The 24,472-nt window shown below is 74.6% G+C and carries 23 protein-coding genes; 7 read left to right on the top strand and 16 right to left on the bottom strand.

Annotated elements, in window-relative coordinates; translation table 11 throughout:
- The first annotated feature begins 9 nt into the window (after positions 1-9).
- Entirely contained in the window at positions 10-1,479 is a 1,470-nt protein-coding gene (locus BJY14_RS01060; protein ID WP_179841843.1) for a dihydroorotase, read from the top strand.
- 22 nt (positions 1,480-1,501) lie between these two features.
- Positions 1,502-2,278, top strand: a complete 777-nt coding sequence (locus tag BJY14_RS47055) for an IclR family transcriptional regulator (protein WP_179841842.1) — start codon at positions 1,502-1,504, stop codon at positions 2,276-2,278.
- Here BJY14_RS47055 and BJY14_RS01050 read toward each other — a convergent pair.
- On the bottom strand, positions 2,275-3,003 hold the full coding sequence (locus BJY14_RS01050; protein ID WP_179841841.1) for a phosphodiesterase: 729 nt from the start codon (positions 3,001-3,003) through the stop codon (positions 2,275-2,277). The two genes, BJY14_RS47055 and BJY14_RS01050, sit on opposite strands and share 4 nt — an antisense overlap.
- 46 nt (positions 3,004-3,049) lie before the next feature.
- Here BJY14_RS01050 and pdxR point away from each other — a divergent pair, with 46 nt between their 5' ends.
- Positions 3,050-4,438: a MocR-like pyridoxine biosynthesis transcription factor PdxR gene (gene pdxR, locus BJY14_RS01045; protein WP_179841840.1), complete on the top strand. Its 1,389-nt coding sequence runs from the start codon at positions 3,050-3,052 to the stop codon at positions 4,436-4,438.
- Positions 4,439-4,448: 10 nt separating this feature from the next.
- On the opposite strand, the gene BJY14_RS01040 is transcribed toward pdxR, so the two are convergent.
- Positions 4,449-5,060: a hypothetical protein gene (locus BJY14_RS01040; RefSeq protein ID WP_179841839.1), complete on the bottom strand. Its 612-nt coding sequence runs from the start codon at positions 5,058-5,060 to the stop codon at positions 4,449-4,451.
- A gap of 161 nt (positions 5,061-5,221) precedes the next feature.
- On the opposite strand from BJY14_RS01040, the gene BJY14_RS01035 reads away from it, so the two are divergent.
- Entirely contained in the window at positions 5,222-5,767 is a 546-nt protein-coding gene (locus BJY14_RS01035; protein WP_179841838.1) for an AAA family ATPase, read from the top strand.
- 111 nt (positions 5,768-5,878) lie between these two features.
- The gene (locus BJY14_RS01030; RefSeq protein ID WP_179841837.1) at positions 5,879-6,250 is read left to right on the top strand and encodes a VOC family protein; all 372 of its coding nucleotides are present in this window, start codon (positions 5,879-5,881) and stop codon (positions 6,248-6,250) included.
- 15 nt (positions 6,251-6,265) lie between these two features.
- Here the strand turns inward: BJY14_RS01030 and BJY14_RS01025 are convergent, their stop codons facing one another.
- The 4 genes from BJY14_RS01025 to BJY14_RS01010 all read right to left on the bottom strand — a co-directional run bounded on the left by BJY14_RS01025 (position 6,266) and on the right by BJY14_RS01010 (position 8,976).
- Positions 6,266-6,478 carry a hypothetical protein gene (locus BJY14_RS01025; RefSeq protein ID WP_179841836.1) on the bottom strand — a complete coding sequence of 71 codons (213 nt, stop codon included), beginning with the start codon at positions 6,476-6,478 and terminating at the stop codon, positions 6,266-6,268.
- 90 nt (positions 6,479-6,568) lie between these two features.
- Positions 6,569-7,243 carry a response regulator transcription factor gene (locus tag BJY14_RS01020; RefSeq protein ID WP_179841835.1) on the bottom strand — a complete coding sequence of 225 codons (675 nt, stop codon included), beginning with the start codon at positions 7,241-7,243 and terminating at the stop codon, positions 6,569-6,571.
- On the bottom strand, positions 7,240-8,373 hold the full coding sequence (locus BJY14_RS01015) for a sensor histidine kinase (RefSeq protein ID WP_179841834.1): 1,134 nt from the start codon (positions 8,371-8,373) through the stop codon (positions 7,240-7,242). Before BJY14_RS01015 ends, BJY14_RS01020 begins: the two co-directional genes overlap by 4 nt.
- Positions 8,374-8,520: 147 nt before the next feature.
- Positions 8,521-8,976 carry a MarR family winged helix-turn-helix transcriptional regulator gene (locus BJY14_RS01010; RefSeq protein WP_179841833.1) on the bottom strand — a complete coding sequence of 152 codons (456 nt, stop codon included), beginning with the start codon at positions 8,974-8,976 and terminating at the stop codon, positions 8,521-8,523.
- An 82-nt stretch (positions 8,977-9,058) separates the two neighbouring features.
- Between BJY14_RS01010 and BJY14_RS01005 the strand changes: the two genes are divergently transcribed.
- Positions 9,059-10,564 carry an MDR family MFS transporter gene (locus BJY14_RS01005; protein WP_179841832.1) on the top strand — a complete coding sequence of 502 codons (1,506 nt, stop codon included), beginning with the start codon at positions 9,059-9,061 and terminating at the stop codon, positions 10,562-10,564.
- Positions 10,565-10,738: 174 nt separating this feature from the next.
- Here BJY14_RS01005 and BJY14_RS01000 read toward each other — a convergent pair whose 3' ends face one another.
- Genes BJY14_RS01000 through BJY14_RS00990 form a run of 3 tightly spaced genes read right to left on the bottom strand, consistent with a single transcriptional unit; the run spans position 10,739 to position 13,036 of the window.
- Positions 10,739-11,404 (bottom strand): response regulator transcription factor, encoded by a 666-nt coding sequence (locus BJY14_RS01000; protein WP_179841831.1) that lies wholly within the window; start codon positions 11,402-11,404, stop codon positions 10,739-10,741.
- Between the two features lie 20 nt (positions 11,405-11,424).
- Positions 11,425-11,853, bottom strand: a complete 429-nt coding sequence (locus BJY14_RS00995) for a pyridoxamine 5'-phosphate oxidase family protein (protein ID WP_179841830.1) — start codon at positions 11,851-11,853, stop codon at positions 11,425-11,427.
- Positions 11,834-13,036, bottom strand: a complete 1,203-nt coding sequence (locus tag BJY14_RS00990) for a sensor histidine kinase (RefSeq protein ID WP_312878896.1) — start codon at positions 13,034-13,036, stop codon at positions 11,834-11,836. The genes BJY14_RS00995 and BJY14_RS00990 overlap by 20 nt, the downstream gene beginning before the upstream one ends.
- 157 nt (positions 13,037-13,193) lie before the next feature.
- On the opposite strand from BJY14_RS00990, the gene BJY14_RS00985 reads away from it, so the two are divergent.
- Entirely contained in the window at positions 13,194-15,860 is a 2,667-nt protein-coding gene (locus BJY14_RS00985) for an alpha/beta fold hydrolase (RefSeq protein WP_179841828.1), read from the top strand.
- Between the two features lie 68 nt (positions 15,861-15,928).
- Here the strand turns inward: BJY14_RS00985 and BJY14_RS00980 are convergent, their stop codons facing one another.
- The 7 genes from BJY14_RS00980 to BJY14_RS00950 all read right to left on the bottom strand — a co-directional run bounded on the left by BJY14_RS00980 (position 15,929) and on the right by BJY14_RS00950 (position 24,444).
- Positions 15,929-16,261 (bottom strand): cupin domain-containing protein, encoded by a 333-nt coding sequence (locus BJY14_RS00980; RefSeq protein ID WP_179841827.1) that lies wholly within the window; start codon positions 16,259-16,261, stop codon positions 15,929-15,931.
- A gap of 43 nt (positions 16,262-16,304) precedes the next feature.
- Positions 16,305-17,510, bottom strand: coding sequence for a L,D-transpeptidase (locus tag BJY14_RS00975; protein WP_312878895.1), 1,206 nt, complete (start codon positions 17,508-17,510; stop codon positions 16,305-16,307).
- A 129-nt stretch (positions 17,511-17,639) separates the two neighbouring features.
- Positions 17,640-18,419, bottom strand: a complete 780-nt coding sequence (gene pgl, locus BJY14_RS00970) for a 6-phosphogluconolactonase (RefSeq protein WP_179841826.1) — start codon at positions 18,417-18,419, stop codon at positions 17,640-17,642.
- A complete protein-coding gene (gene opcA, locus BJY14_RS00965) occupies positions 18,416-19,492 on the bottom strand; it encodes a glucose-6-phosphate dehydrogenase assembly protein OpcA (protein WP_179841825.1) in 1,077 nt (358 codons plus the stop codon). The genes pgl and opcA overlap by 4 nt, the downstream gene beginning before the upstream one ends.
- The gene (zwf, locus tag BJY14_RS00960) at positions 19,493-21,019 is read right to left on the bottom strand and encodes a glucose-6-phosphate dehydrogenase (RefSeq protein ID WP_179841824.1); all 1,527 of its coding nucleotides are present in this window, start codon (positions 21,017-21,019) and stop codon (positions 19,493-19,495) included. It lies immediately after the preceding gene.
- Positions 21,020-21,154: 135 nt separating this feature from the next.
- Positions 21,155-22,765: a hypothetical protein gene (locus tag BJY14_RS00955; protein WP_179841823.1), complete on the bottom strand. Its 1,611-nt coding sequence runs from the start codon at positions 22,763-22,765 to the stop codon at positions 21,155-21,157.
- Positions 22,762-24,444, bottom strand: a complete 1,683-nt coding sequence (locus tag BJY14_RS00950) for a phosphoheptose isomerase (RefSeq protein WP_179841822.1) — start codon at positions 24,442-24,444, stop codon at positions 22,762-22,764. Before BJY14_RS00950 ends, BJY14_RS00955 begins: the two co-directional genes overlap by 4 nt.
- Between the last annotated feature and the right edge of the window lie 28 nt (positions 24,445-24,472).

Below are 24,472 nucleotides of genomic sequence, written 5' to 3'. Positions count from 1 at the left end.
GAGACCGCCATGGCGACGACCGAGCTGCTGCTGAAGAACGTGCGGGTGGTCCGTCCCGACGCCCCCGAGGGCACCGAGCCCGAGCCCCTGGACATCGCCGTCGACGACGGCGTCATCGCCCGGGTCGCGCCCGGACTGCCCGACGACGACGCCGCCACCGTGGTCGACGGCCGCGGGCGGCTCGCCTTCCCCGGGGTCGTGGACGCCCACCAGCACTGGGGCATCTACAACGAGCTGGCGACCGACACGCGCACCGAGAGCCGCGCCGCCGCGCAGGGCGGCGTCACCACGGCCCTGACCTACATGCGCACCGGCCAGTACTACCTGAACAAGGGCGGCCCGTACCGCGAGTTCTTCCCCGAGGTGCTCGCCGCCGCGCAGGGCAACGCCTACGTCGACTACGCCTTCCACCTCGCGCCGATGATGGCCCGGCACATCGAGGAGATCCCGTACCTGGTCGAGGAGCACGGCGTCACCTCGTTCAAGGTCTTCATGTTCTACGGCAGCCACGGCCTGCACGGGCGCTCCTCCAGCCAGAGCGACTTCCTCATGACGCCGCCGGAGGAGCGCTACGACGTGGCGCACTTCGAGTTCGTCATGCGCGGCGTCCAGAAGGCCCGCGAGCGACTCGCCGAGTACGCGCCGCACATCTCCCTCTCGCTGCACTGCGAGACCGCCGAGATCATGACCGCGTACACCAGGATGGTGGAGCGCGACGGGTCGCTGACCGGCCTGCGCGCCTACAGCGCGTCCCGCCCCCCGCACTCGGAGGGCCTCGCCGTCACCATCGCGTCCTACCTCGCGCACGAGACGGGCCTGCCCAACATCAACCTGCTGCACCTGTCGTCGGAGAAGGCGCTGTCGGCCGCGCTGACCATGGCGGGCGCCTTCCCGCACATCGACTTCCGCCGCGAGGTCACCATCGGGCACCTGCTCGCCGACGTCGACACCGCGCACGGCCTGGGCGGCAAGGTCAACCCGCCGCTGCGCGAGCGCTCCGACGTCGAGGCGCTGTGGCGGCACGTCCTGGCCGGCGAGGTCGACTGGGTCGTCAGCGACCACGCCTGCTGCCGGGACGAGATGAAGTTCGGCGCCGACCGCGACGACGTCTTCCTCGCCAAGTCCGGCTTCGGCGGCGCCGAGTACCTGCTGCCCGGCCTCGTCGGCGAGGGCCTCAAGCGCGGCCTGTCCCTCCAGCGCGTCGCCCGGCTGACGTCCTGGAACCCGGCCCGGCGCTACGGGCTGCTCAACAAGGGCGCCATCGCCGAGGGGTACGACGCCGACATCGCCCTGGTCGACCCGGACGTCTCCTGGACGGTCCGCGCCGCCGACTCCGCGTCGGCGCAGGAGTACACGCCCTTCGAGGGCTTCGCCATGACCGCCCGGGTCACCGACACCTTCGTGCGGGGCCGCCGCGTCTACGCCGACGGCGAGATCACCGGCGCACCCGCCGGGCGCTACCTGCACCGCGGCCGGTGACCGCGTTCCCTAGGATCGTCCAGTGACCAACCAGACCGCCGCTCCGGCCCCGGGGGGAACCGAGGTCGCCGGGCGCGTCGCCGACGTGCTGCTGCTGTTCGCCGGCGGGCCCGAGTACCTCGGCGTCACCGCCATCGGCCGCGAGCTCGGCATCTCCAAGGCCGTCGTGTACCGCATCCTGCAGTCGCTCGTGTCGCGCGAGATGCTGGAGGCGGGCACGTCCGGCTACCGGCTCGGGCCCGCCGCCGTCGCCCTCGGCGTGAGCGCGCTGCGGCGCTTCAACGTCCGCAACGCCGCCGCGCCGGTGCTGCGCCGGCTGCGGGACGAGACCGGCGAGACGACCACGCTGTCGGGGCTCGTCGGCGACGAGCGTGTCTACCTCGACCAGTTCGAGAGCCCCCGCGAGGTCAAGATGACCGTCGAGGTCGGGCGGCGGTTCCCGCTGCACGCGGGCTCCTCGGGCCGGGTGATCCTCGCGTTCCTGCCCGAGGAGCGGCGCGAGGCCGTGCTGGCCCGCCCGCTGGCGGCGCTGACCGACCGGACCGTCACCGGCGGGGCGGCGCTGCGCGCCGGGCTCGCCGAGACGGCCCGGGAGGGCGTCGGCGTCTCCTTCGGCGAGCGGCAGGCCGACGCCGGGTCGGTCGCCGCGCCGCTGTTCGGCCCGGACGGCGAGGTCCACGGCTCCATCAGCGTGTGCGGGCCCCGGCACCGCTTCACCCCCGAGGCCGTCGAGCGGTACCGCACGCTGGTCCGCGACGCCGCCGAGGAGATCACCCGGAACTGGACCGCGCACCGCTAGAAGGTGCGGTAGTGCGTGCTCAAGCGTCCCTCGTCGTCCAGGACGTGGAAGGCGACGCCTGGAGGAGCGCCCATGTCGGCGATGCCGCCCTCCTGCCACGGCAGCCGGAGCGTGGACACGACGCCGGGCGCGACGAGCAGGGGCCGTCCGGCGAAGGTCGTGGCCGCCGCCGTGTGGGCGTGCCCGCACAGCACCGCCACGACCTGCGGGTGGCGCAGGACCACCTCGGCCAGGCGCCGCTCGCCGAACTGCCGGATCCCGTCCACGTACGGGATCTGGAGCCTCACGGGCGGGTGGTGGAAGCAGACGAACGCTGGCGCGTCCGGGGCCGCGGCCAGACGCCGGTCGAGCCAGCCGATCGTCTCGTCGTCGAGCCGCCCGTGGTCCTCGCCGGGGACGGTCGAGTCGCACATCAGGAACGTGGCCCCGGCGATCTCGTGGGCGCGGTTGACCGGGCCGCCGCCCGGCGGCTCCTCCAGCAGGACCTCCCGGTACGGGCCGCGCCTGTCGTGGTTGCCGGGGCAGGCCAGCACCGGATGCGGCGACGCGAGGACCTTGCGGGCCTGCTCGTACTCGGCGGGCTCGCCGTGGTCGGCGATGTCGCCGGTGACGAGGACGGCGTCGACCGGCACGCCGTTCAGATGGTCCATGACGCGGGCCGCGCGTTCGGCCCGGTCCTCGCCGCCGTCCAGATGGGTGTCGCTGAGCTGCGCGAAAACAATCATGCGGTGAATCTAGGCGCCCACCGGACCAGTATTAAGATCCAGTTCCATGCGCAGAGAGTGGTCCGGTTCCGTCGACCTGCATCTGGACGTCGACCCTTCCCGCGGCCGCCGCGCCGGACTCGAACGCGCCCTTCGCGAGGCCGTCAGGTCCCGGCGGCTGGCCCCCGGCGACGCCGTCCCCTCGACCCGCGCGCTCGCCGCCGAGCTCGGCCTGGCCCGCGGGACGGTCAGCGCCGCCTACGACCAGCTGGCGGCGGAGGGCTACCTCACGGCCGTCCCCGGCGGGCGGACGCGGGTCGCGGCCGCCCCCGCGCCGGAGCCCGCGCCCGCGGAACCGGCGGCCGCCGAGGCGCCCGCGCACGACCTGCTGCCCGGGCGGCCCGACCTGAGCACGTTCCCCTCCACGGCGTGGCTGCGCTCGACGCGCCGCGTGCTCGCGTCCGCCCCGCCCGACGTGCACGCGCTCGGCGACCCGCGCGGGCGCCGGGAGCTGCGCGAGGCGCTGGCCGGATACCTCGGCCGGGCCCGGGGCGTGCACGCAGACCCCGCCAGGATCGTGGTCACGTCCGGCTACGCGCAGTCCCTCGGCCTCCTGGCCGCCGTCCTGCGGGACCTCGGGACGGAGTCGATCGCGATGGAGGAGCCGGGGCACCCCTTCCACCGCGCGATCGTCCGGCGCGCCGGGCTCGCCGTCGTCCCGCTGCCGGTGGACGAGCGGGGCGCCCGCCCGGACCGGCTCGGGCGGGCGGGCGCGGCCGTGCTCACCCCGGCGCACCAGTACCCGACCGGCGCGACCCTCCGCCCGGACCGCCGCCGGGCCTTCGCCGCCTGGGCCCGCGACACCGGCGCGACGATCGTCGAGGACGACTACGACGGCGAGTTCCGCTACGACCGCCAGCCGGTCGGGGCCCTGCAGGGGACGGCGCCCGACCACGTCGTCTACGGCGGCACCACGTCCAAGACCCTGGCCCCGGCGCTGCGCCTGGCCTGGCTGGTCCTGCCCGCCCACCTGGTCGAGCCCTTCGCCGAGGCCAAGCGCCTCGCCGACGCCCACACCCCGTCGCTCGCCCAGCTCGTCCTCGCCGACCTCATCGGCACGCACGCCTTCGACCGGCACGTCCGCGCCGCCCGCCTGCGCTACCGGCGCCGCCGCGACCTGCTGGTCGAGACGCTGCGCGACCGCGCTCCGCGGGTCCGGGTCCTGGGCGTCGCCGCCGGGCTGCACGCCCTGGCCCTGCTCCCGGACGGCGGGCAGGGTGAGGGCGAGGCCATGCGCCGCGCCGCGTTCCATGACCTCGCCCTCATGCCTCTGCACGACCACTGGCAGGACCCCGGCGAACGCCCGCAGGGCCTCGTCGTCGGTTACAGCACCCCGGTGGGCGCCGCCTACCCGGCCGCCCTGGACGCTCTCTGCGCGGTGCTCGCCCAGGCCTGACCCGGGCCGCTCACATGTTCGTGCGCGGCTCGGGTGTCGCTCCCTCGTCCTCACCGACGAGCCACGCGTCCTCCTCGTCGAGGTCCCCTGCCGGGATGGTGGTGGGGACGGCCGACCACGCGTGGAAGAGCGTCGGAGGCCCGCCCCAGGTCGGGGTCGGCACCACCCACTGGTCGTCGGCGACGTGGTTGTTGTAGAGGCCGAGGGCGTAGCCGGGGTACTGGTCCGGCACGATCCCCCAGTAGTTGGCGCCCGTGCCCGGCACCGGGACGAACCTCCAGTGCTGGAGCGGGCTGCCCGTCCGCCCCTCCCGGGTGGTCAGGATCGGCGACAGGCCCGGGACGCTCCCGGGGCCGGAACCCGGCCGGAACGTCAGGACGTGCTCGTTGACCTGGTGCTCCATCAGGTACACCGAGCGGCCCCCGCGCAACCTGATCTCGTACAGCCGCCACTGCACGGTCTTGTCGGACGGCAGCGGCCAGTGGTTCTCGTTCTGCACCTCGTCGTTGAGCGTCGTCGTCGACTGGTTCTCGCTCTGCAGGAACGTTCCCGACACTTGGTGCACGAGCAGGATCGGCTCGCGAGTCGGGGGCTGCCCTTGGACCAGGCGCTGAGCCGGCATATGCGGTTCCTCTCGGGGGATGGACATCACGATCACCATTCCCGGGCGCGACGGTTCGACCACTCACCGTGAGGGTTCGCCTCCCTGGCGTCCCCGCGACCCACTTCTGTCCCGGCGCCGTCACCCTCCGTGCCCCGGCGGTCCGCCACTAGGCTGATCATGTGCCCAGCAGCGTCCTCGTCCTGACCGGCCCTCCCGGAGCGGGGAAGTCGACGGTCGCGGCCCGGCTCGCCCGCCGCCATGAGAAGGCCGTCCACCTGCACACCGACGACTTCTGGCACTGCATCGTGGCCGGAGCGATCCCGCCGTACGAGCCGGCATCGCGGTCCCAGAACGAGACGGTGATGGACGTCATCGCCGGTGCGGCGTTCACCTACGCGAGCGGGGGCTTCGTCACGGTCGTCGACGGGATCGTCGGCCCGTGGATGCTCGGCCACTTCCGCCGGCAGGCGAGTCTGCACCCCTCGGTGCCCTTCCACTACGCGGCTCTTCGTCCGCTTCGTGACGTCACGCTCGCGCGTGCGCAGGCCCGGACGGCGCCCGGCGCGCTGGTGGACGGCCGTCCGGTCCTGGCGATGTGGGACCAGTTCGCCGACCTCGGCGAGTTGGAGCGCCACGTGCTCGACACCTCCGACGAGGACGTCGCGGAGACCGAGGCCCGGGTCGCCGAGGCCTTCGCCTCCGGCCGCCTGCGGCTGCGCTTCTAGGGCGGCCTCCGAAATCGTTCCGGCCGGCGTCGGCATTCTCTCTCGACGCCCGGCACGGGTCTCTGAGAGCGTGGGACCCGATACCGATCCTTCTTGGTTGGGGGGCCGACCGTGGCGTGCCGGATCACCGAGCTGGTGCTCGACTGCCGCGACCCGGACAGACTCGCGGAGTTCTGGTGCGAGGTGCTCGGGTTCGTGGTGCTGGACAAGGAGGGCGACGACATCGAGATCGGCCCTCCGGAGGGGTTCGGCGGGCTCCAGCCGACGATGATCCTCAGCCGCAGCGACGACCCGAAGAACGGCAAGCTGCGCCTGCACTTCGACGTGAACGCCACGGACCGGGACCAGGACGCCGAACTGGAGCGGCTCCTTGCCGCGGGGGCGCGTCCTGTGGACGTCGGGCAGACGGGCGAGGAGAGCTGGGTCCCGCTGGCGGACCCGGAGGGCAACGAGTTCTGCCTGCTCAGGGCCCGCGTGACCTGACCGCCGGGGCCGGGCTCACCGGCCGGCTCGAAAGCGCGAGCCGGCGGCGGCGCCGACGAGGGCGGACAGGACCGGCACGAGGATGAAGGCGGCCAGCAGGACGGGGGTGCCGTCGACGTCGAGCGCGCGGTCCAGGACGAAGGTGAAGAACGCGCCCACGGTCTCGGTCAGCAGGAAGCCCGCGGCCCCGCCGACCACGAACCCGATCATTGCTCCGGTGTGGTTCATGGTCCCCAGGATCGGGACGCGGCCGCCCCCGCCGCGTCGGCCCGCGGCGGGCATCCGCGCTACCCCGCCGGTTGCGGCCCGGGGGCGCGGCTACGACCCGGGTCGCATCCAGCGCGGGCTGACCATGCCGGACTCGTAGGCCAGGATGACCAGCTGCGAGCGGTCCCGCACGTCCAGCTTCGACATGATGCGGCTGACATGGGTCTTGGCGGTGGCGGGGCTGAGCACGAGGCGGGCGGCGACCTCGTCGTTGCTGAGCCCGGCCGCGACGAGCAGCATCACCTCCCGCTCCCGGACGGTGAGGGAGCCGAGCCGCGGGCCCGGGGCCGGCGCCTGCGCCCTTCCGGCGAACTCGCCGATGAGGCGGCGGGTGACGGACGGGGTGATCAGCGCGTCCCCGCGCGCCGCGACCCGCACCGCGTGGATCAGCTCCGCCGGCTCGGTGTCCTTGAGCAGGAAGCCGGTGGCCCCGGCGCGCAGCGCCCCGTACACGTACTCGTCCAGGTCGAAGGTCGTCAGGATCACCACCCGCACGCGGTCGAGCCGCGGGTCGGCGGTGATCCGGCGGGCGGCCTCCAGGCCGTCCATGCCGGGCATCCGCACGTCCAGCAGCGCCACGTCCGGGCGCAGTTCCCGGCACGCGCTGACTGCCCGCGCGCCGTCCGCGGCCTCGCCCACGACCGTGATGTCGGCCTCGTCGTCGAGGATGGATCGGAACCCGGCCCGGACCAGGCCCTGGTCGTCGGCCAGCAGAACCTCGATCATCGCGTGCCCGTCCCGTTCTCGTAGGGCAGGCGGGCGCGGACGAGGAACCCGCCGCCCTGCCGCGGCCCCGCCGTCAGCTCCCCGCCGAGGGCGCGGGCCCGCTCGCGCATCCCGTCGACGCCGCTGCCCGGGCCCGCCGGGTGCGCGGCGGCGCCCCGGCCGTCGTCGGCGACCTCGACGAGCAGCGCGCCCGGCCCGCGCTCGACGCTGACGGTGACCCGCGCGGCGGCGGCGTGCCGCGAGACGTTGGTGAGGGACTCCTGCACGATGCGGTAGGCGGCCAGCCCGACCTCGGTGGGCGGTTCCGCGTCGCCGGTGACGCGGCCGTGCACGGTGAGCCCCGCCGACCGGGCCGATCCGATCAGGGCGCCGATCCCGTCCAGTGTGGGCGCGGGCGCGGTCGGCGCCTCCTCGTCGGCCTGCCGCAGCACCCCGAGGGTCGCGCGCAGGTCGCGCAGCGCCTCGCGGCTCGACGACTTGATGGCGGCGAGGGCCGCCTCGCCCTGCGCCGGGTCCCGGTGGAAGCGGTGCAGGGAGGTCCCGGCCTGGACGTTGATCAGCGAGAGGTGGTGCCCCACGACGTCGTGCAGCTCGCGGGCGATGCGCAGCCGCTCCTCGCCGGCGGCGCGCTGCTCGGCCTCGCGCAGGTAGGCGAGCCGGCTGTGCCGCACCCATCCGAGCGCGACCACGGCCACCAGCCATCCGGTCAGCATGAACAGCGCGACGCCGTTGACGTCGCGGTTGCCGAGCAGGGTGCCCGTGCCGGTGGCGATCACGGTCAGCGCCGCGAGGACGACCGCGGCCTGGAGCCGGCCCCCGGCCGCGACCGCGTACAGCGCCGCGATGACCGCGATCATCAGCCCGCCGTCGTGCAGGCTGGCGACGTAGTAGACGCCGGTGGTCACCAGGACGAGGGCGGCGACGGCCACCGGACGCCGGCGGGCGAACAGCAGCGAACCGCAGGCCAGGACGATCAGCGCCCAGTCGAACGCGGTCGCGGCCCACGGCTCCTCGCGCGGGCCGACGAGCGACTCCAGACTGCTGACGGCCACCACGGCGAGCACTCCGCCCGCCAGGGCCGCGTCCCGCGCGCGCCCCGCCGGCGGCAGCGGGATCAGGCGAGCACCCATCCCGCCAGCCTAGGCGGCGGCCCGGCCCGGCGCCGTCCTCCGCTGGGCCGAGCCTTCCGCGCAGGACCCGCAACCGGGGGTGTAGGCGGCCGCCGTCCGGCCGCGACCGGGGGAGGACGCGAGGCGCCCGCGACGGCCGCCCGGGCGTCAGTCCTCGTAGGTGTGGACGAAGCGCGACAGGAGGCGGGCGAAGGCGGAGCGCTCCTCGTCCGTCCAGCCGCTCATGGCCTTGGCGAAGTGCTCCTGCCGGGTGCGGCGGGTGGCCTCGACGACGGCGCCGCCCGCGTCGGTGAGCTCCAGATGGATGCGGCGGCCGTCCTCCTGCGAGGCGACCCGCCGGACGTACCCCGACTTGACCGCCTCGGCGACGATGCGGCTGCCGCGCGAGGCGTCGACGCCGAGGCGGGCGGCCACCAGGCCGACGCTCATCTCCTCGCCGGGCCGGTCGGGACCCTCGTCCACGATGTCCACGACGTGCAGGACCTGCACGTCCACGGGGAGGTTGTGGTCCCGGATCGCCGCCCTGCCCAGCCGCTGCCGCGACATGCCCCGGCGCAGCCTGACCATGCTCCGTTCGACGGCGTCCAGCGCCTCGTCGCTCATGGCGCCCAGTCTAGATGGATTGCGCGAAACATCTATCTGTGTTTAGCATTCATATGTCTTAAGCACAGAATAGGAGATGCGTGTGATCGATACGACCGCGCCGATGACCGGCCGGCACCGGCTCCTGGTGTTCGGCGGGCTCATGCTCGCCGGGCTCATGTCCTCGCTGGACGCGACGGTGCTCGGCACCGCGCTGCCGACGATCGTGGGGGACCTCGGCGGGCTCGACCGGCTCGCCTGGGTGTCGACGGCGTACGTGCTGGCCACCAGCGTCACCGTCCCCCTGTCGGGGCGGCTCGGGGACCTGTTCGGGCGCCGCCGCGTCCTGCTGACCGGCCTGCTCGGGTTCCTCGCCGGATCGGCGGCGTGCGGGGCGGCGCCCACCATGACCTGGCTGATCGTGTTCCGCGCCGTCCAGGGCGCCGCGGCCGGGTGCCTCATGAGCTCGATGTTCGCGGTCACCGGCGAGCTGTTCGAGCCGCGCGAGCGCGCCCGGTACCAGGGCTACTCGGCGCTGGTCTTCGCCGTCTCCACCATCGCGGGGCCGCTGGCCGGGGGCGTCCTCACCGACCACGCGTCCTGGCGGTGGGTGTTCTACCTCAACCTGCCGCTCGGCGTCGCCGCCACCGCCGCGGTCGTGCTGTTCCTGCGGCTGCCGAAGCCGCAGGGCAGGCCGCGGGTCGACTACGCCGGGATCGTCCTGCTCGGTGCGGCGGTCACCTGCTTCACCCTGTTCACCAGCTGGGCCGGAACGCGGTACGCGTGGGGCTCGCCCGTCGTCCTGGCGCTGGCGGCGGCCGCGGCCGTGCTGTTCACCGCGTGGGTGCTCGCCGAGCGGACGGCCGCCGAGCCGATCATCCCGCCGCGGCTGTTCCGCGACCGGTCGTTCGGCGTGGCCTGCGCCGTCGCGGCCGCCGGCGGCGCGACCGGGTTCGGGCTCGCCACCTACCTTCCCATGTTCTTCCAGGTCGTCGGGGGAGTGGGCGCGACCAGGTCGGGTCTGCTCCTGCTGCCGATGATGCTCGCCCTCCCGGCCTCCTCCATGGCGGCCGGGAGGTACATCCACCGCACCGGCCGCTACCACCGGCTGCCGGCGGCGAGCATGGCGCTCAGCGCGGCCGGGATCGCGCTGCTGGCGACCATGGACACCGGCACCGGCCTGGTCGCCGCGGGCTGCTACATGGCGGTGCTCGGCTTCGGAGCCGGGCTGTCCCAGCAGGTCGTCATGCTGATCGCTCAGCAGGCCGCGCCGCGCCGCGATCTCGGCGCGGCGAGCTCGGGCGTCTTCGCGAGCCGGATGCTCGGCACCGCCGCCGGGATGGCGGTCTTCGGCGCCGTCGTGTCGAACCGGTTCGCCGAGGAGATCGCCTCGCGGGTCCCGGACGGGCGGGTCCCGGAGTTCGGCGACGCCGTCCGCCCGGAGGTGCTGGAGACCCTCCCGGTGCCGGTGCGCGACGGCGTCGCCGAGGCCTTCGCGGACGCGTTCTCCACCCTGTTCGTCGCCGCGCTGCCCGTCGCCGTGCTGGGCCTGGCCGCGGCACTGCTGCTCCGCCACGTCCCCCTGGCGCAGCGCGGCCCGGAGAACTAGGGCCTGTCTCGAAGTCGCCGCGATCAAGCGCGCGAACGCGTGACCTGGCCGGTGGAGCGAGGCCGGAGGCGAGCGGAGCCGGGCGGATCGCGAAGCGATGCCGCGTTCGTCCAGGCCCGGTCACGTAGCGAGCCGCCAGGCGAGCGCAGTGGGCCGGGACTGTGAAAACACAGGTTAGTCGTCGAGAGCGGCGTCGTGGACGAGGAGCGCGATCTGCACGCGGTTGTTCAGCTCCAGCTTGGTCAGCAGCCGCGACACGTACGCCTTCACGGTGGCGACGCTGAGCGACAGCTCCTTGCCGATCTCGCTGTTGGTCCGGCCGCGCCCGACGAGCGCTGCCACGGCCCGCTCGCCGTCGCTCAGCCGGGCCAGCAGGTCGCGGGCGCGGGCCCGGCGCGGGTCGGCGCCGCTCTCGGCCACGTACGCCATCATCCTGCGCAGCACCGCGGGCGACATCATCGGCTCGCCGGACGCGACCTGGCGGATCGCCCGGACGATCTCCGGCGGCGGCGTGTGCTTCAGCAGGAAGCCGCTCGCGCCCGCGCGCATCGCCCGCAGGATGTGGTCGTCGCTGTCGAACGTGGTCAGGATGATGATCTCGGGCGGCTCGCGGCGGCCGCGCAGCAGCGCGGTCGCCGCGAGCCCGTCCAGCCGCGGCATCCGGATGTCCATCAGCACCACGTCGGGCCGGTGCTGGTTCACGGCGGCGACGACCTCGGCGCCGTCGGCGACGTCCGCGACCACCTCCAGGTCGTCGGCGCTCGCCAGCATCATCGACAGGCCGGCCCGGACGAGCGCGTCGTCGTCCACGATCAGGACGCGGACGGGAGGGGAGTCCATCCCGCCACCCTACGGGCGGTTCAGGGGCGGCGCAGTCGGCGTCCGGTGACGCTGGAGGCCGCCAGCCGGAACCACGCCTCCCGGTCGCCGCCCGGCCACGGCCGGACCTGCGCGACCTCGGCCTTCTCGGCCTCGGACAGGGGGTGCGCGCCGCCGCGCAGCAGCACGCTCCAGCCCTCGTGGCGGGCCTCCTCGAACCGGTCGACCTCGAAGGCCGCCCGGACCTCCCCGCCGGTCACCGCCGACAGCAGGTTGCGGTTCAGCCGGCCCGACGCCGACGTGCGGAAGATCACCGAGTCCCCCTCGACGGCGTAGTTCACCGGGACGACCGTCGGTCCCTCGCCGTCGTCGAACGCCACCCGGCCGATGCTGCCGCCGGAGAGGAGCTTCATGCACTCGGCGCGGTCGAGTTCTTCGAGGACGGGCTCGTCAGAGGAGTTCGCTGCCATGCGTATCACCTTTCCCACCGGTCCCGGCGCCATGCGCGGCCCGCAACGGAAGGCGGGCGCGCAACCGGAACCGGCCGTCGCCGGTGCGTCCGTGCTCCAGGGTCCCGCCGAGCAGCGCCACCCGCTCGGCGAGGCCGACGAGCCCCGTGCCGGAACCGGGGAAGGGCAGGGCGGGCGGGCCGGGGGGCAGCGCGTTGACGATCTCCACGTCCAGCTCGGCCCCGGCGTCCAGGGACACCCGGACCTCCGCGCCCGGCGCGTGCTTGCGGGCGTTCGTCAGCCCCTCCTGGACGATCCGGTAGGCGTGCCGCCCGACGCGGGACGGGACGAGCCCGGGATCGGGGACGTTCTGCTCCAGGGCGACGCGGCCCCCGGCCCGCCGGGACTCCTCCACGAGCCCGGGGACGTCCGCGAGCGTCGGCTGCGGGCGTTCGGGGTCGGCGCCGGGGGCGTCGTCCCGCAGCACGCCGATCACCTCGCGCAGGTCCTCCATCGCCTCGTGGGCGCTGCGCCGGATGATCCCGGCGGCCTCGCGCTGCCCGTCCGGCGTGCCCGGGCCGAACTCCAGCGCCCCCGCGTGCACGGCCAGCAGCGAGATGCGGTGCGCGAGGACGTCGTGCATCTCGCGGGCGAGGCGCTCGCGCTCCAGCAGCCGGGCCTCCTCGACCCGCAGCCGCTGCTCGGTCTCGGCGGCGCGGGCCCGCTCCTCCAGCGAGGCGATGAGCTGCCGCCGGGACCGCACCAGCATGCCCGTCGTGACGAGGACCGCGTAGATCAGCGCGAAGATGACGCTGCCCTGGAGGAAATCCTCCTGGGGGGCCGTGAGCCGGAACAGGCCGATGATCAGCGCCAGGCTGGCGCCGGCGACCGGCAGCGCGGTCCGCCACGGGCGCAGCATCGCCAGCGAGTACATCGCGATCGCCGCCGTGCCGAGCGTCGTCGTCGCCGTCCACTGCGCGAACACCATCACGACCGCGAGGGCCACCGGGTGGCGGCGCCGGAAGAGCATGAGGAACACGCAGGCGACGGCGCCGATCAGCACGTCCCGCCCGACCGCGATCGACTCCCCGGGGGGCAGGTCGTCCACCGTGGCCTGGAGCAGCACCCAGCCGAGCACCATCGCGGCGCCGGCGGCGCCGACGTCGCCGAGCCAGTCGCGCCACGGGCGCCGCAGGAGGTCCACCCGCCCAACGGTAGCCATGCCGCCCGCCCCGGACAGCGGCCGCAGGTCGGCGGGGCCATCGACTTTGGTCGCCGGGCGCCACTGGGGCTGTCCCCACCCCGCGGTCGCCCGCTGCCCGCAGTGCGCCCGCGTGCGCGGCTGCCTAGCGTCGGAGACCATGACGACCACACAACCGAGGCGGCGCGAGGCCGCCAGGCGGGCGGTCGCGGTGCTGGCGGCGGGGGCCGCGATCGCCGCGGCCGCCGCCGTCCCGGCCCCCGCGCGAGCCGAGCCGGCGCCGGCCGGCTGCGCCGACCGCGCGGCGACCCTGCGGGCACTGGAGCGGATGACCGGAACGCACGGGCTCACCGGCGCCGCCGTGCGCGTCGACGATCCCGCGTGCGGGACGTGGAAGGCCGCCAGCGGGGTGGCCGACCGCCGCACGGGGAGGCCGATGAGCGCGGACCTGCGGGTACGGATCGCCAGCGTCACCAAGACGTTCACCGCCGTCACCGTGCTCCAGCTGGCGCGGGAGGGCCGGATCTCGCTGGACGCCCCCGTCGAGCGCTACCTGCCCGGCCTGCTCGACCGGGGCGGCTACGACGGCCGGAAGATCACCGTCCGCAGCCTGCTCCGGCACACCAGCGGCCTGCCCGACTACATGGACACCTTCCCGAACTCGGACGGGTACCGCTTCCGGCACTTCGAGCCCGGAGAACTGATCGATCGGGCGCTGGCGCTCCCGCACCCCGATCCCGGCTGGCACTACGCGACCACCAACTACATCATCGCGGGGCTCATCGCGGAGAAGGCGAGCGGGCACAGCCTGGAGGACGAGGTCCGGCGCAGGATCATCCGGCCGCTGCGGCTCCGCGACACCTACTGGCCGGGCGACCGGACGCGGATCAGGGGACCGCACGCGCGCGGCTACCTGCGCGAGGAGCGCGACGGGACCGTCCGGTGGGACGACTTCACCGAGATGAACACGACGGTGGCGTGGGCCGGGGGCGCACTGGTCTCCAGCCCGCGTGACCTGAACGCCTTCTTCGGCGCGCTGATGGGCGGCCGGCTCCTGCCCCCGGCGATGCTCGCGCAGATGAAGCAGACGGTCCCCGCCGACCCCGACCGCGTCTGGGACGGCGCCGCCTACGGCCTCGGCCTGATCGGGACCCCGCTGCGCTGCGGCGGGACCTGGTGGGGGCACGCCGGCGGCCTCGAAAGCTACATCACCGTCTCGGGCGTCGGGCCGTCCGGGCGCCGCGTGACGATCGACTTCAACGAGAACCCGTCCGCCGAGGAGGCGTTCAACGACCAGATGAAGCTCGTCGAGACGGCGTTCTGCGACGGGGCCGCCGCACCGGGCACGGCGCCGACCGCCGCGCTCGCCGCCGCGCCGGCGTCCGCCACCTTCGGCACGGGCGGTCTCGCCCGCTTCTACGACCAGCGGCTGAAGTGGAAGGAGTGCACGCTCAACGACGGCGACGAGGTCGGAAGGGAACTCGACGAGGCGGGCGCCGCGTGCGCGGACGTCACCGTCCCGCTCGACTACCGCCGCCCGGAAGGCCGCACGATCACCGTCGCGATCTCCCGCCTGAAGGCGTCCGACCGCGCCCACCGCATCGGAACGATGATCCTGAACGGCGGCGGCCCGGGACCGGCCCTCGACATGCCGCCCTACATGCGCTCCGTCATGGGCAAGGCGGGCCCGCGCTACGACCTGGTGGGCATGGACCCGCGGTCGCTCGGCCGCAGCGCCGCGGTCGACTGCCGGGGGCCCTCCGGGACCTGGATCAAGTCGGCGGGGGAGAGCCGCCGGTCCTTCGACCGGTCCGCCGCGTTCGCCAAGGACCTCGCCGACCGGTGCGCGCGGACGAACGCCGGCGTCCTCCCGCACATCAGCACGCGCAACATCGCCCGCGACATGGACATCGTCCGGGGCGCCCTCGGCGAGCGGAAGGTCTCCTACAACGGCGCGTCCTACGGCACCTACCTCGGGTCGGTGTACGCGACGATGTTCCCCGGCCGGCTCGACCGCGTCGTGCTCGACAGCTCGGTCGACCCGACCCGCTTCGGCCCGCGCCTGCTGGCCGGCACCGAAGGAGCCAACGACCGCGCGCTCGGAGCGTGGGCTGAGTGGGCGGCCGAGCGCGACGCGACCTACGGTCTCGGCGGCACACGCGCCGAGGTCCTCGGCACCGTCCGCGGCCTCGTCGCGGCGGCCGCGAGGACGCCGCTCGCCGTCGGCCGGTGGCGGGTGGACGACACGACGCTGCCCCTCGTGCTGTTCGACCACCTCGACACCGACGAGGACCAGGCCAGGGCCGTGCTGGCGGAGTCGGTGCGCGTCTTCGCCAAGGCCGCGGCGGGGGAGGGCGTCCAGCCGACCAAGGAACTGGACGAGGAGCTGACGTTCCTGCTCACCGGCGCGGAGTCGGTGTACGGGAGCGGGCAGACCGCCATCATCTGCGGGGACGCGGACACCCCGCGCGACCCGGAGTCCTACTGGAGCGACATCGAGCGGAACCGGGCCGCCAGCCCGCTGTTCGCACCGCTGACCCGCAACGTCAACCCGTGCGCGTTCTGGCCGGTGCGACCCGCCGAGCGGCCGACCGAGGTCGGCGGGCGGCTGCCCGCGCTGATGGTGGCCGCGACCGGCGACACCCGCACGACCTACCCGGCCAACCAGGCACTGCACGGGCTGCTGCGCGGATCGCGGATGGTCACGCTGGACGCCGACGTCCACGCGCCCTACCAGCGCGGCTACCCGAACACCTGTGTCAGCGAGACGGTCAACGGCTACCTGCTGACCGGCCGCCTCCCCAAGCGGGACTTCACCTGCGCCTGAGGCGCCGGCGCCCGCAGGGCCGGGCCGACCCGACATCGGGCGGCCCGGCCCGGCGCTTCCCCGCACCGTCAGCCGGACTTGGCCACGGTGAGCAGCACCGCGGCGTCCTCCAGCGCCTCCAGGCTGTGCCGCGCGTCCGGAATGATCAGCAGGTCGCCGGCGATGCCGTCCCAGGAGTCCTGGCCCGCCACCAGCCGGACGCGGCCCCGCATGACCAGGACCGTCGCCTCGCCGGGGCTCTCGTGCTCCGCCAGCGCCGTGCCCGCCGTCATGGCGATCAGCGTCTGGCGCAGGACGTGCTCGTGCCCGCCGTACACGGTGTCGGCGCCGCGCCCGGTCGAGGCCGCGGCGGCGCGCTTCATCAGGTCCCGTACCTGTGCGTCCAACGAGAGCTTCTGCATGGCACCAAGTGTGCCAGTGGGGCCACGGGCGGCGCCGGTGACCTCAGGTGAGGGGCGTGCCCATGACCGGCTTGCCGACGGCGCCGCCCTCCAGCCAGGCGTCCCACGACTTGGCCCACGGCGTCGGCCCGTTCCCGAACCGGAGCCGCCGCGACGTGCCCGTCACCTTCACCACGTCGCCCCGGTTGGTGAAGTCGAAGAACCACTTGGCGTCGCCCGGGGAGGCGTTCACGCACCCGTGGCTGACGTTGTCGTTGCCCTGCGCGTCGGTCGACCACGGCGCCGAGTGGACGAACGTCCCGCTGTAGGTGAGGCGGACGTTCCACTTCGTCGGGATCCGGTACTCGCCGGGGTCGCCGGTGGTGGCCGAGTCCATCACGATGTGCGCCGCCTTCTCCTGCGCGATCATCGTGCCGCTGTAGCTGTCGTGGCCCGGCTTGCCGAGGCTCACCTTCATGGTCCGCACCGTCCTGCCGCCGTCGGTCACCGTCGCGCGGTGTTTCTTGGCGTCGACGGTGGTGATGTGCCGCGGCCCGACGGTGAAGCCGACGCTGCGGTCCTTCGTCCCGTACATGCCCTCGCCGGCCTTCAGCCCCGCCAGGTGCGCGACGACCTCCACCTTCTGCCCGGACGGCCAGTAGTCGCGGGGCCGGAAGTCGACCTCCTTGTCGCCGATCCAGGACCAGGCGCCCTCGACCGGCTTGGACATGCGGACCTCAAGGGCCTTCTCCACCGCCACCTTGCCGGCCTTGGTGCTCACCGGCCTGGACAGCAGCAGCTGGACGGGCATGCCGACGCCGACGGTCTCGCCGTCCAGCGGCGACATGCCGCTCTCCAGCTTCTTGCGCGGCGTCAGCGTCGTGAACGTGGACGTCGCGGTGGCCTGCTTGCCGCCGTCCCCGGTCGCCTTGGCCGTGACCGTGTACGTCGTGGACGGCCGCAGCGTCCACGACGACGTCCACGACCTTCCGTCGGAGGCGAGCTTCCCGCCGGCCTTCGCGCCCTTCTTGCCGTAGGTGAGGGTCACGCTCGTGAGCCTGCCGTTGTCGGCCTTGACGGTGACCGGCCTGTCCGGGGCGGCCTGCCGCGTCCCGGTGGCGGGCGTGACGGCGAGCTTCACCGCGTCCTCGGACCTGCCGCCGTCGCCGCCCCCACCTCCGCCGTCACCCCCGGAGGAGCAGCCCGCCGCGGCGATCACCACCGCCCCGGCGACCGCCGCGCCCACCGTCCCGGTCCGACCCCTGAGCACCTGAGAACTCCTCACGCTCGACGCGGGTTTTCCCTCGGTCAGGGTATGCACGCTTTCGAGCGAGGCATGCGGAACCGCCGCTACTGTTCAGTCTTCTCCCAGGTGTACGGACCTTTCTTCATGCGCGGTTCAAGAGGGCGTGACGCGCCCCGTGCCCGGCGGGAGCTCGGATGCCGCGGCGCGGTCGAGCAGGAACAGGGTCCGGCTCCGCCCGCGGGCCCCGGCGCACGGGACGTGGAACGGGTCCGCGTCCGGCGCCAGCCCGAGCCCGATGGCCTTCGCCTTGGACTCGCCCGCCGCCAGCAGCCACACCTCGTCCGCGGCGCGCAGGGAGGGGAACGTCAGCGAGATCCGGGTCGGGGGCGGCTTCGGGGCGCCCCGCACCGCCGCCACCGCGCCCTCGTCGCGCAGCGCCGGCAGCTCCGGGAACAGCGACGCCACGTGCGCGTCGGGGCCGACGCCCAGCATCAGCACGTCGAAGGCCGGAACCGGGCCGTCGCCGGGCCCGGCGGCGGCCCGCAGCTCCGCCGCGTACCGCTCGGCCGCGGCCTCCGGATCGTCGCCGTCCGGGCCGTCCGCCGCCGGCATCGCGTGCACCCGCGCCGGGTCGAGCGGGACGTGGTCGAGCAGCGCCTGCCGCGCCCCGGTCTCGTTGCGCTCGGGGTCGCCGGAGGGCAGGAAGCGCTCGTCGCCCCACCACATGTCCAGCCGGCCCCAGTCGACCGCGTCGCGGACGCCCGTGGCGGCCAGCGCGGCGAGCACCGCCGTGCCGACGCCGCCGCCGGTCAGCACGACCGACGCCGTGCCGCGCGCCGCCTGGGCGTCGGCGATCCGCGTCACCAGCCGGGCCGCGGCGGCCTCGGCGAGCAGGGCCTGGTCGTCGTGGACCAGGACGGTCGGGGAGCTCATGCGTCCCCCGACCTGCCGCGCCCCTTGCGGGACGGCTGCTTCGACTCCGCCCGCCCGGACGCGGGCTGCCTGGAGCCGGCCTGCTTCTTGGCGGGGCCCGTCTGGGCCGCGTCGGACGTCGCCGACACCGGCTCGCTCGCCACGCCGGGCTTCTGCGACCCGCCCGCCAGGTCCTTGGCGAACCGGGCGGCGGCGTCGCGGTAGACCTCGTCGGGGTCGAGGCGCCGCAGCTCCTCGGCCAGCAGCTCCGCCATCGGCCGCCGCATCAGCGACACCTGCCGGTCGGGCTGGCCGGGTCGGCTCAGTGTCGCGACCCGCCCGTCCGGGCGGTCGATCACGAGGTCGCCGCTCGTCGTCGCCAGCCGGACGCCGGTGATGCCCGGGCCCTCGGAGACCGTCCGGTCCACCGGGACGCCGAGCCGGACCGACAGCCACGCGGCCAGCAGCTCCGCGCTCGGGGAGTCCGGCTCGGCCATCACCTCGCCGGCCGTGATCTCGTCGTGCTCCTGGTCGAGCGCCGCGGCCAGCAGCGAGCGCCAGGAGGTCAGCCGGGTCCAGGTGAAGTCGGTGTCGCCCGGCCGGTAGCCCTCGGCGAGCTGGGCGAGGGTGCCGAGCCGGTCGCGCGCCGCGTACGCGTCGGTCACCCGGCGCTGCGCCAGCCGGCCGAGCGGATCCTTGGCGGGCACCTTCGGCACCTTGCCGCCGGGCCACCACGTCACCACCGGGGTGTCGGGCATCAGCAGCGGCACGACGACGGAGTCGGCGTGCTCGGCGAGCGGCCCGTACATGCGCAGCAGCACCGTCTCACCGGGTCCCGTCTCGCCCATCCGGATCTCGGCGTCGAGCCGCGAGGAGCTGCCCCGCGGGTCGCGCGAGATGACGGTCAGCACCCGGCAGGGGTGCTCGCGCGCCGCCTCGGTCGCGGCGCGCACCGCGTCGTACTGCGCCGACTCGTCCGTCACGATGATCAGTGTGAGCACCATGCCGACGGCCGGGCCGCCCATCAGATGCCGGGACTGCGTCAGCGCGTCCTGGATCTTGCGGGTCGTCGTACCGGTCAGATCGATGTTCATCTAGAGCCGCCTCCAGGTTCGGCCGTCCCGCGCCATCAGCTCGTCGGCGCTGTCGGGCCCGTAGCCGCCGGACTTGTACTGGTCGAGGCCGCCGCGGCTCGCCCAGTACTCCTCGATCGGGTCGAGGATCTTCCAGGACAGCTCGACCTCCTCCTGCCGGGGGAACAGCGGGGGGTCGCCGATCAGCACGTCCAGCAGCAGCCGCTCGTACGCCTCGGGCGAGGCCTCGGTGAACGACTCGCCGTAGGCGAAGTCCATGTTGACGTCGCGGATCTCCATCGAGGTGCCGGGCACCTTCGAGCCGAACCGGACCGTGATGCCCTCGTCCGGCTGCACCCGCATCACCAGGGCGTTCTGCCCGAGCTCCTCGGTGTCGGTGTGCGAGAACGGCAGGTGCGGCGCCTGCTGGAACACCATCGCCACCTCCGTCACCCGGCGGCTCAGCCGCTTGCCGGTGCGCAGGTAGAACGGGACACCCGCCCAGCGGCGGTTGTCGATCTCCAGCTTGACCGCCGCGTAGGTCTCGGTGCGCGAGTCGGCGGGGATGCCCTCCTCCTCCAGGTACCCCTGGACGCTCACGCCGCCCTGCCAGCCCGCCGCGTACTGCCCGCGGGCGGTCGACTGGGCCAGGTCGCCCCGCACCCGCACCGCGGAAAGGATCTTGGCCTTCTCGGCGCGGACGGCGTCGGCGCTGAACGACGTCGGCTCCTCCATCGCCGTGAGCGCCAGCAGCTGCAGCAGGTGGTTCTGGATGACGTCGCGGGCGGCGCCGATGCCGTCGTAGTATCCGGCCCGGCCGCCGATCCCGATGTCCTCGGCCATCGTGATCTGCACGTGGTCGACGAACGAGCGGTTCCAGATCGGCTCGAACATCGTGTTGGCGAACCGCAGCGCCAGGATGTTCTGCACCGTCTCCTTGCCGAGGTAGTGGTCGATCCGGAAGATCGCCTCCTCGGGGAACACGCGGTGCACGGTGTCGTTCAGCTCCACCGCGGTCTTCAGGTCGCGGCCGAAGGGCTTCTCGATGACGACCCGGCGCCACGAGCCCTCCTCGCGGTCGGCCAGGCCGCTGCGCTGCAGCTGCTCGACCACCTGCGGGAAGAACTTCGGGGGGATCGACAGGTAGAAGGCGTAGTTGCCGCCCGTGCCGCGGCTCTCGTCCAGCTCCTTGACCGCCATCGCCAGCGCGTCGAACGCGCCCGGGTCGCTGAACTCGCCGGGGACGAAGTGCATGCCCTCCATCAGGTGCGTCCACACGTCCTCGCGGAACGGGGTCCGCGCGTGGGCCTTCACCGACTCGTACGCGATCTGGCGGAAGTCCTCGTTCTCCCAGTCGCGCCGCGCGAATCCCACCAGGGAGAAGCCCGGCGGCAGCAGCCCTCGGTTCGCCAGGTCGTAGATCGCCGGGAGGAGCTTCTTGCGCGACAGGTCCCCGGTGACCCCGAACAGCACGAGCACGCACGGCCCGGCCACCCGCGGCAGGCGCTTGTCCCGCGGGTCGCGGAGCGGATTGGCTGTGTTGGTCACGTGGCCCCCTCTGATCGCACTGCGCCTTCTTCGACTACTGCTGCAAGCATCCTGCCCCAACTCGTATCGCGGGCCCCAACTCGGAATCGCCCCCTGACCGGCCAGAGTCTCCGGCGGTCCCCGGTGTGTGAGCGCTCATATGTCCCCTCTGGCGGCGTCGAGCAGCCGGGTCAGCCCCGCCCAGCGGTTCTGCAAATGGAGCCGGACCACCGGGCGCCCCGCCGCGCGCGCGTCGCGGGCGTCTCCGAGCGCCCGCGCGAGCTGCAGCATGCCGAGCCTGTGGTGCCGGCCGGGGACCGGGACGTCGCGGACGACGTTCCCGGTCACCAGAAGGTAAACGCATCCGTCCGGGTGATCATTTCCGCTCGCGGGCGGCCGCGCGCCCCAGTCCACCCGCACCGGCCGCCCGCAGCGGGCGGCGAGCAGCGCGGCGAGCCGCCGCACCTGCGCGCCCTGCCCGCGGGCCTCGTCCGGGTCGAGGTAGGCGACGAGCGCGAGGTGCTCGCCCGGCCCGACCCGGCCGGCCAGCGCGTCCAGCAGCGCGGCGAGCCCGGACGCTCCGGCCAGCGCGGGGACGGTCGTGTGGGCCTCGACCGCGCGCCCGGGGTCGCCGTCGGCGAACAGCGGCTCGCCGGTCCCGTCGTCCAGCGTCATCGGGCCGGGCCGCTCCGCCGCCGCCAGGGGATCGGCCTCCAGCAGGTAGGACGCCACGGCGGCGGCGTACTCCCACACGACGAGCTGCGCGGCGAGCGGCCCGGCGATCGTGGCGTCGTCCTGGTGCGGGCGGCCGTCGAACGTCAGCAGGAACAGGTCGTCGTCGGGCTGCAGCGGCATGCCCCCGTCCTGGACGACCGGCGCCAGCCGGCCGCGGGCCGCCTCCCGCAGGAGCCGCGCCGCCCATCCGGCGACGCCCGGCAGCGCCGCCGGGTAGCCGCCGAGCACGGCCGTCCGCCGCCCGGCCCGGGCCGCGCCGCCGAGGATGGCGCCGAGCACGAGCCCCGGGTTGTTCTCCGGCCGCGTCAGCGACGGCAGGACGGCGGTGGCCTCTTCCAGCAGCGTGGCGATGTCGGCGCCCGCGAGCGCGGCGGGAACCAGCGCGTAGGGGGACAGCGCGCCGAACGCGGTGGGCGCCGGAGCCTCCACCAGCGGGAGGCCGGTCTCCGCCGCGTGCTTGGCCGCGGCCGCGCCCGGTTCGGCGACCGTGACGAACCGACGCGCGATACCGTCGGGGGACAGGCCCTCCTCCCGCAGCGCCTCCGCGAACACCTCGCGCAGCGCCTCGGTCGCCGGGTCGTCGCCGGTCACCACGAACGCGGTCCGGTTCAGCCGCTCCGGGTCCTGCCGGATGCGCAGGGGCGCCCCCGGGTCCGGGCCGTCCAGCACCGTCAGCGAACCGCGGCCGCCGTCCGCGGCGGCGCCGGCGCGGACGATCAGCTCGGCGGCGCGGGCGGGGGCGCCGGCGCCGAGCAGCACCACGTCGGTCAGCCCGTCCTCGCGGGCCCGCGCGCGCAGCCGTTCGGCACGGTCCAAAACCGCGCGGCCGGGACCGGGCTGCCCCGGCCAGCACAGCGGGCGGCCCTCCACCACGGCGGTGGCGGCCGACGGCCACAGCGACGCGTCCTCCGAGGCGAGCCGGACCGGCACCTGGTCGATCCACAACCGGCCCATGACCCGCTCGGCGGCCTCCTTCAGCGGGCCGCGCGCGGTGATGGCCGTCTCCCCCGAGACGACGGCGGTGAAGCTCACGGTCTGCGCGCCCCCGCCACCGCGCGGACCGCCTCGATCAGCCGTCCCGCGCCGTCCACCGGGTTGCGCAGGTGCAGCCGGATGACCGGCAGCCGCCGGGCGCGCAGCGCCCGCAGCTCGCCGAGGGCGCGCGCGGTCTGCAGCTGCGCCAGGCTGTAGGGGCGCCCGGGGACGGGGTGCGCGGCCAGCGCGTCCCCCGGCGCGGGGTCGCCGGTGATGATCAGGAACGCGCCGTTGCCCGGACCGTCCTTGTGCACCGGACCTGTCGCGTGCGGGTAGCCGGGCCCCGGCCCGTAGGCGACCGGGCGGCCGGACGCGCGGGCCAGCGACGGAGCGAGGTAGCGCCCGGAGAAGTCGCCCGACAGGTACGTCATGACCGCCAGGTAGCCGTCGGACGGCACCGAGGCGACCAGCCCGCCGAGGACGGTCTGCAGCTCGGCGCCGGGCGGCCACGGGAAGTCGGCGTGCACCTCGATGTCGTCCTCGACGTACACGGGCCGCTCCGCCGTGAGCGACCCGCCCGCGACCGTGCGCAGCAGCGTGGCGGCGTCGTCCTCGGCCTCCTGGACGACCGTGCTGCCCGCCTCGAAGGGGTTGACGCCGAGCAGCCACCCGGCGACCGCCGTCGCGTACTCCCACAGCAGGAACTGCGCGCCGAGCGGCGCCCACACCGAGGTGTCGGACTCGTCCTGCGCCGCGGAGCGCGGATTGATCGACACGCCGTGCACGTCGGGGAAGTCGCCCCGCCCGCCCGGCGGCTCGAAGGCCAGCACGCCGCGCCCCCGCTTGCCGGTGCCGACCGCGAGCAGCTGGGAGATCCACGCGCTCAGCGCGCCCGGCCCGCCCGGCTCGCGCAGCAGCACCTTGTCGCGGGCGAGGCCGCCCGGCCCCTGCTGGGCGCAGCCGCCGATGACGGCGCCGAGCAGCAGGCCCGGGTTGTCCTCGTCCTTGGACAGCGACGGCACCAGCGACGCCGCCTCCTCCAGCAGCCGGTCGGCGTCCGCGCCCGCGAGCACGGCGGGGACCAGCCCGTAGGCGGACAGGGCGCCGTAGTGCCCGGGGAGGTAGGGGTCGGTCAGCCCGATCCGGTAGCCGCACTGGCGGGCGAAGTCGTGCAGCGGGCTGCCGTGGTCGGTGATGACGAGGAACCGGCCGGCGATCTCCCGCTCCGACAGGCCCCGCTCCCGGAACGCGGCCGCGAAGATCCGGCGGTAGGCGTCGCCCTCCAGGGACACGCCCGCCTTGCTGGCGAGCACGACCAGCGTGCGGTCGAGCCGCTCCATCGCGAACGCGAGCGCGGCGGTGTCGCCGCCGTCCAGGACGGTCAGCTTCCCGGACGGCCGGTCGGCGGCGCCGCCGGCGCCCGCCAGCGCGGGCGCGTGCGCCTCCATCACGGCCTGCGCGGCGAGGCTCTCCGCGCCGACGCCGATCAGCACGATGTGGTCGAGGCCCGAGTACCGCGCCTCCGACACCAGGCCGCCCACCTGGTTCAGCAGGCCGCGGGAGGCGAACGGCAGGTCGAGCCAGCCCAGCCGGCTGTGGTCGACCGCCCGCCGCCCCCACAGCTGGGGGTCCTTGGCGGCCAGCGCGCCGGGGACGCCGCAGCTCACGAGGTAGTCCCGCGCCTGCAGCGCCGAGTCCAGCACGTCGCCGCGCGTGAGTACGTCGAATCCTGACACCGTTTTCCTCCCGGCCCCCATCGTTTCA

The organism is Actinomadura luteofluorescens (assembly GCF_013409365.1).
Lineage (GTDB): Bacteria > Actinomycetota > Actinomycetes > Streptosporangiales > Streptosporangiaceae > Spirillospora > Spirillospora luteofluorescens.
Note: the sequence above shows the minus strand (reverse complement) of the source record. Positions and strands in the feature narration are given on the sequence as shown.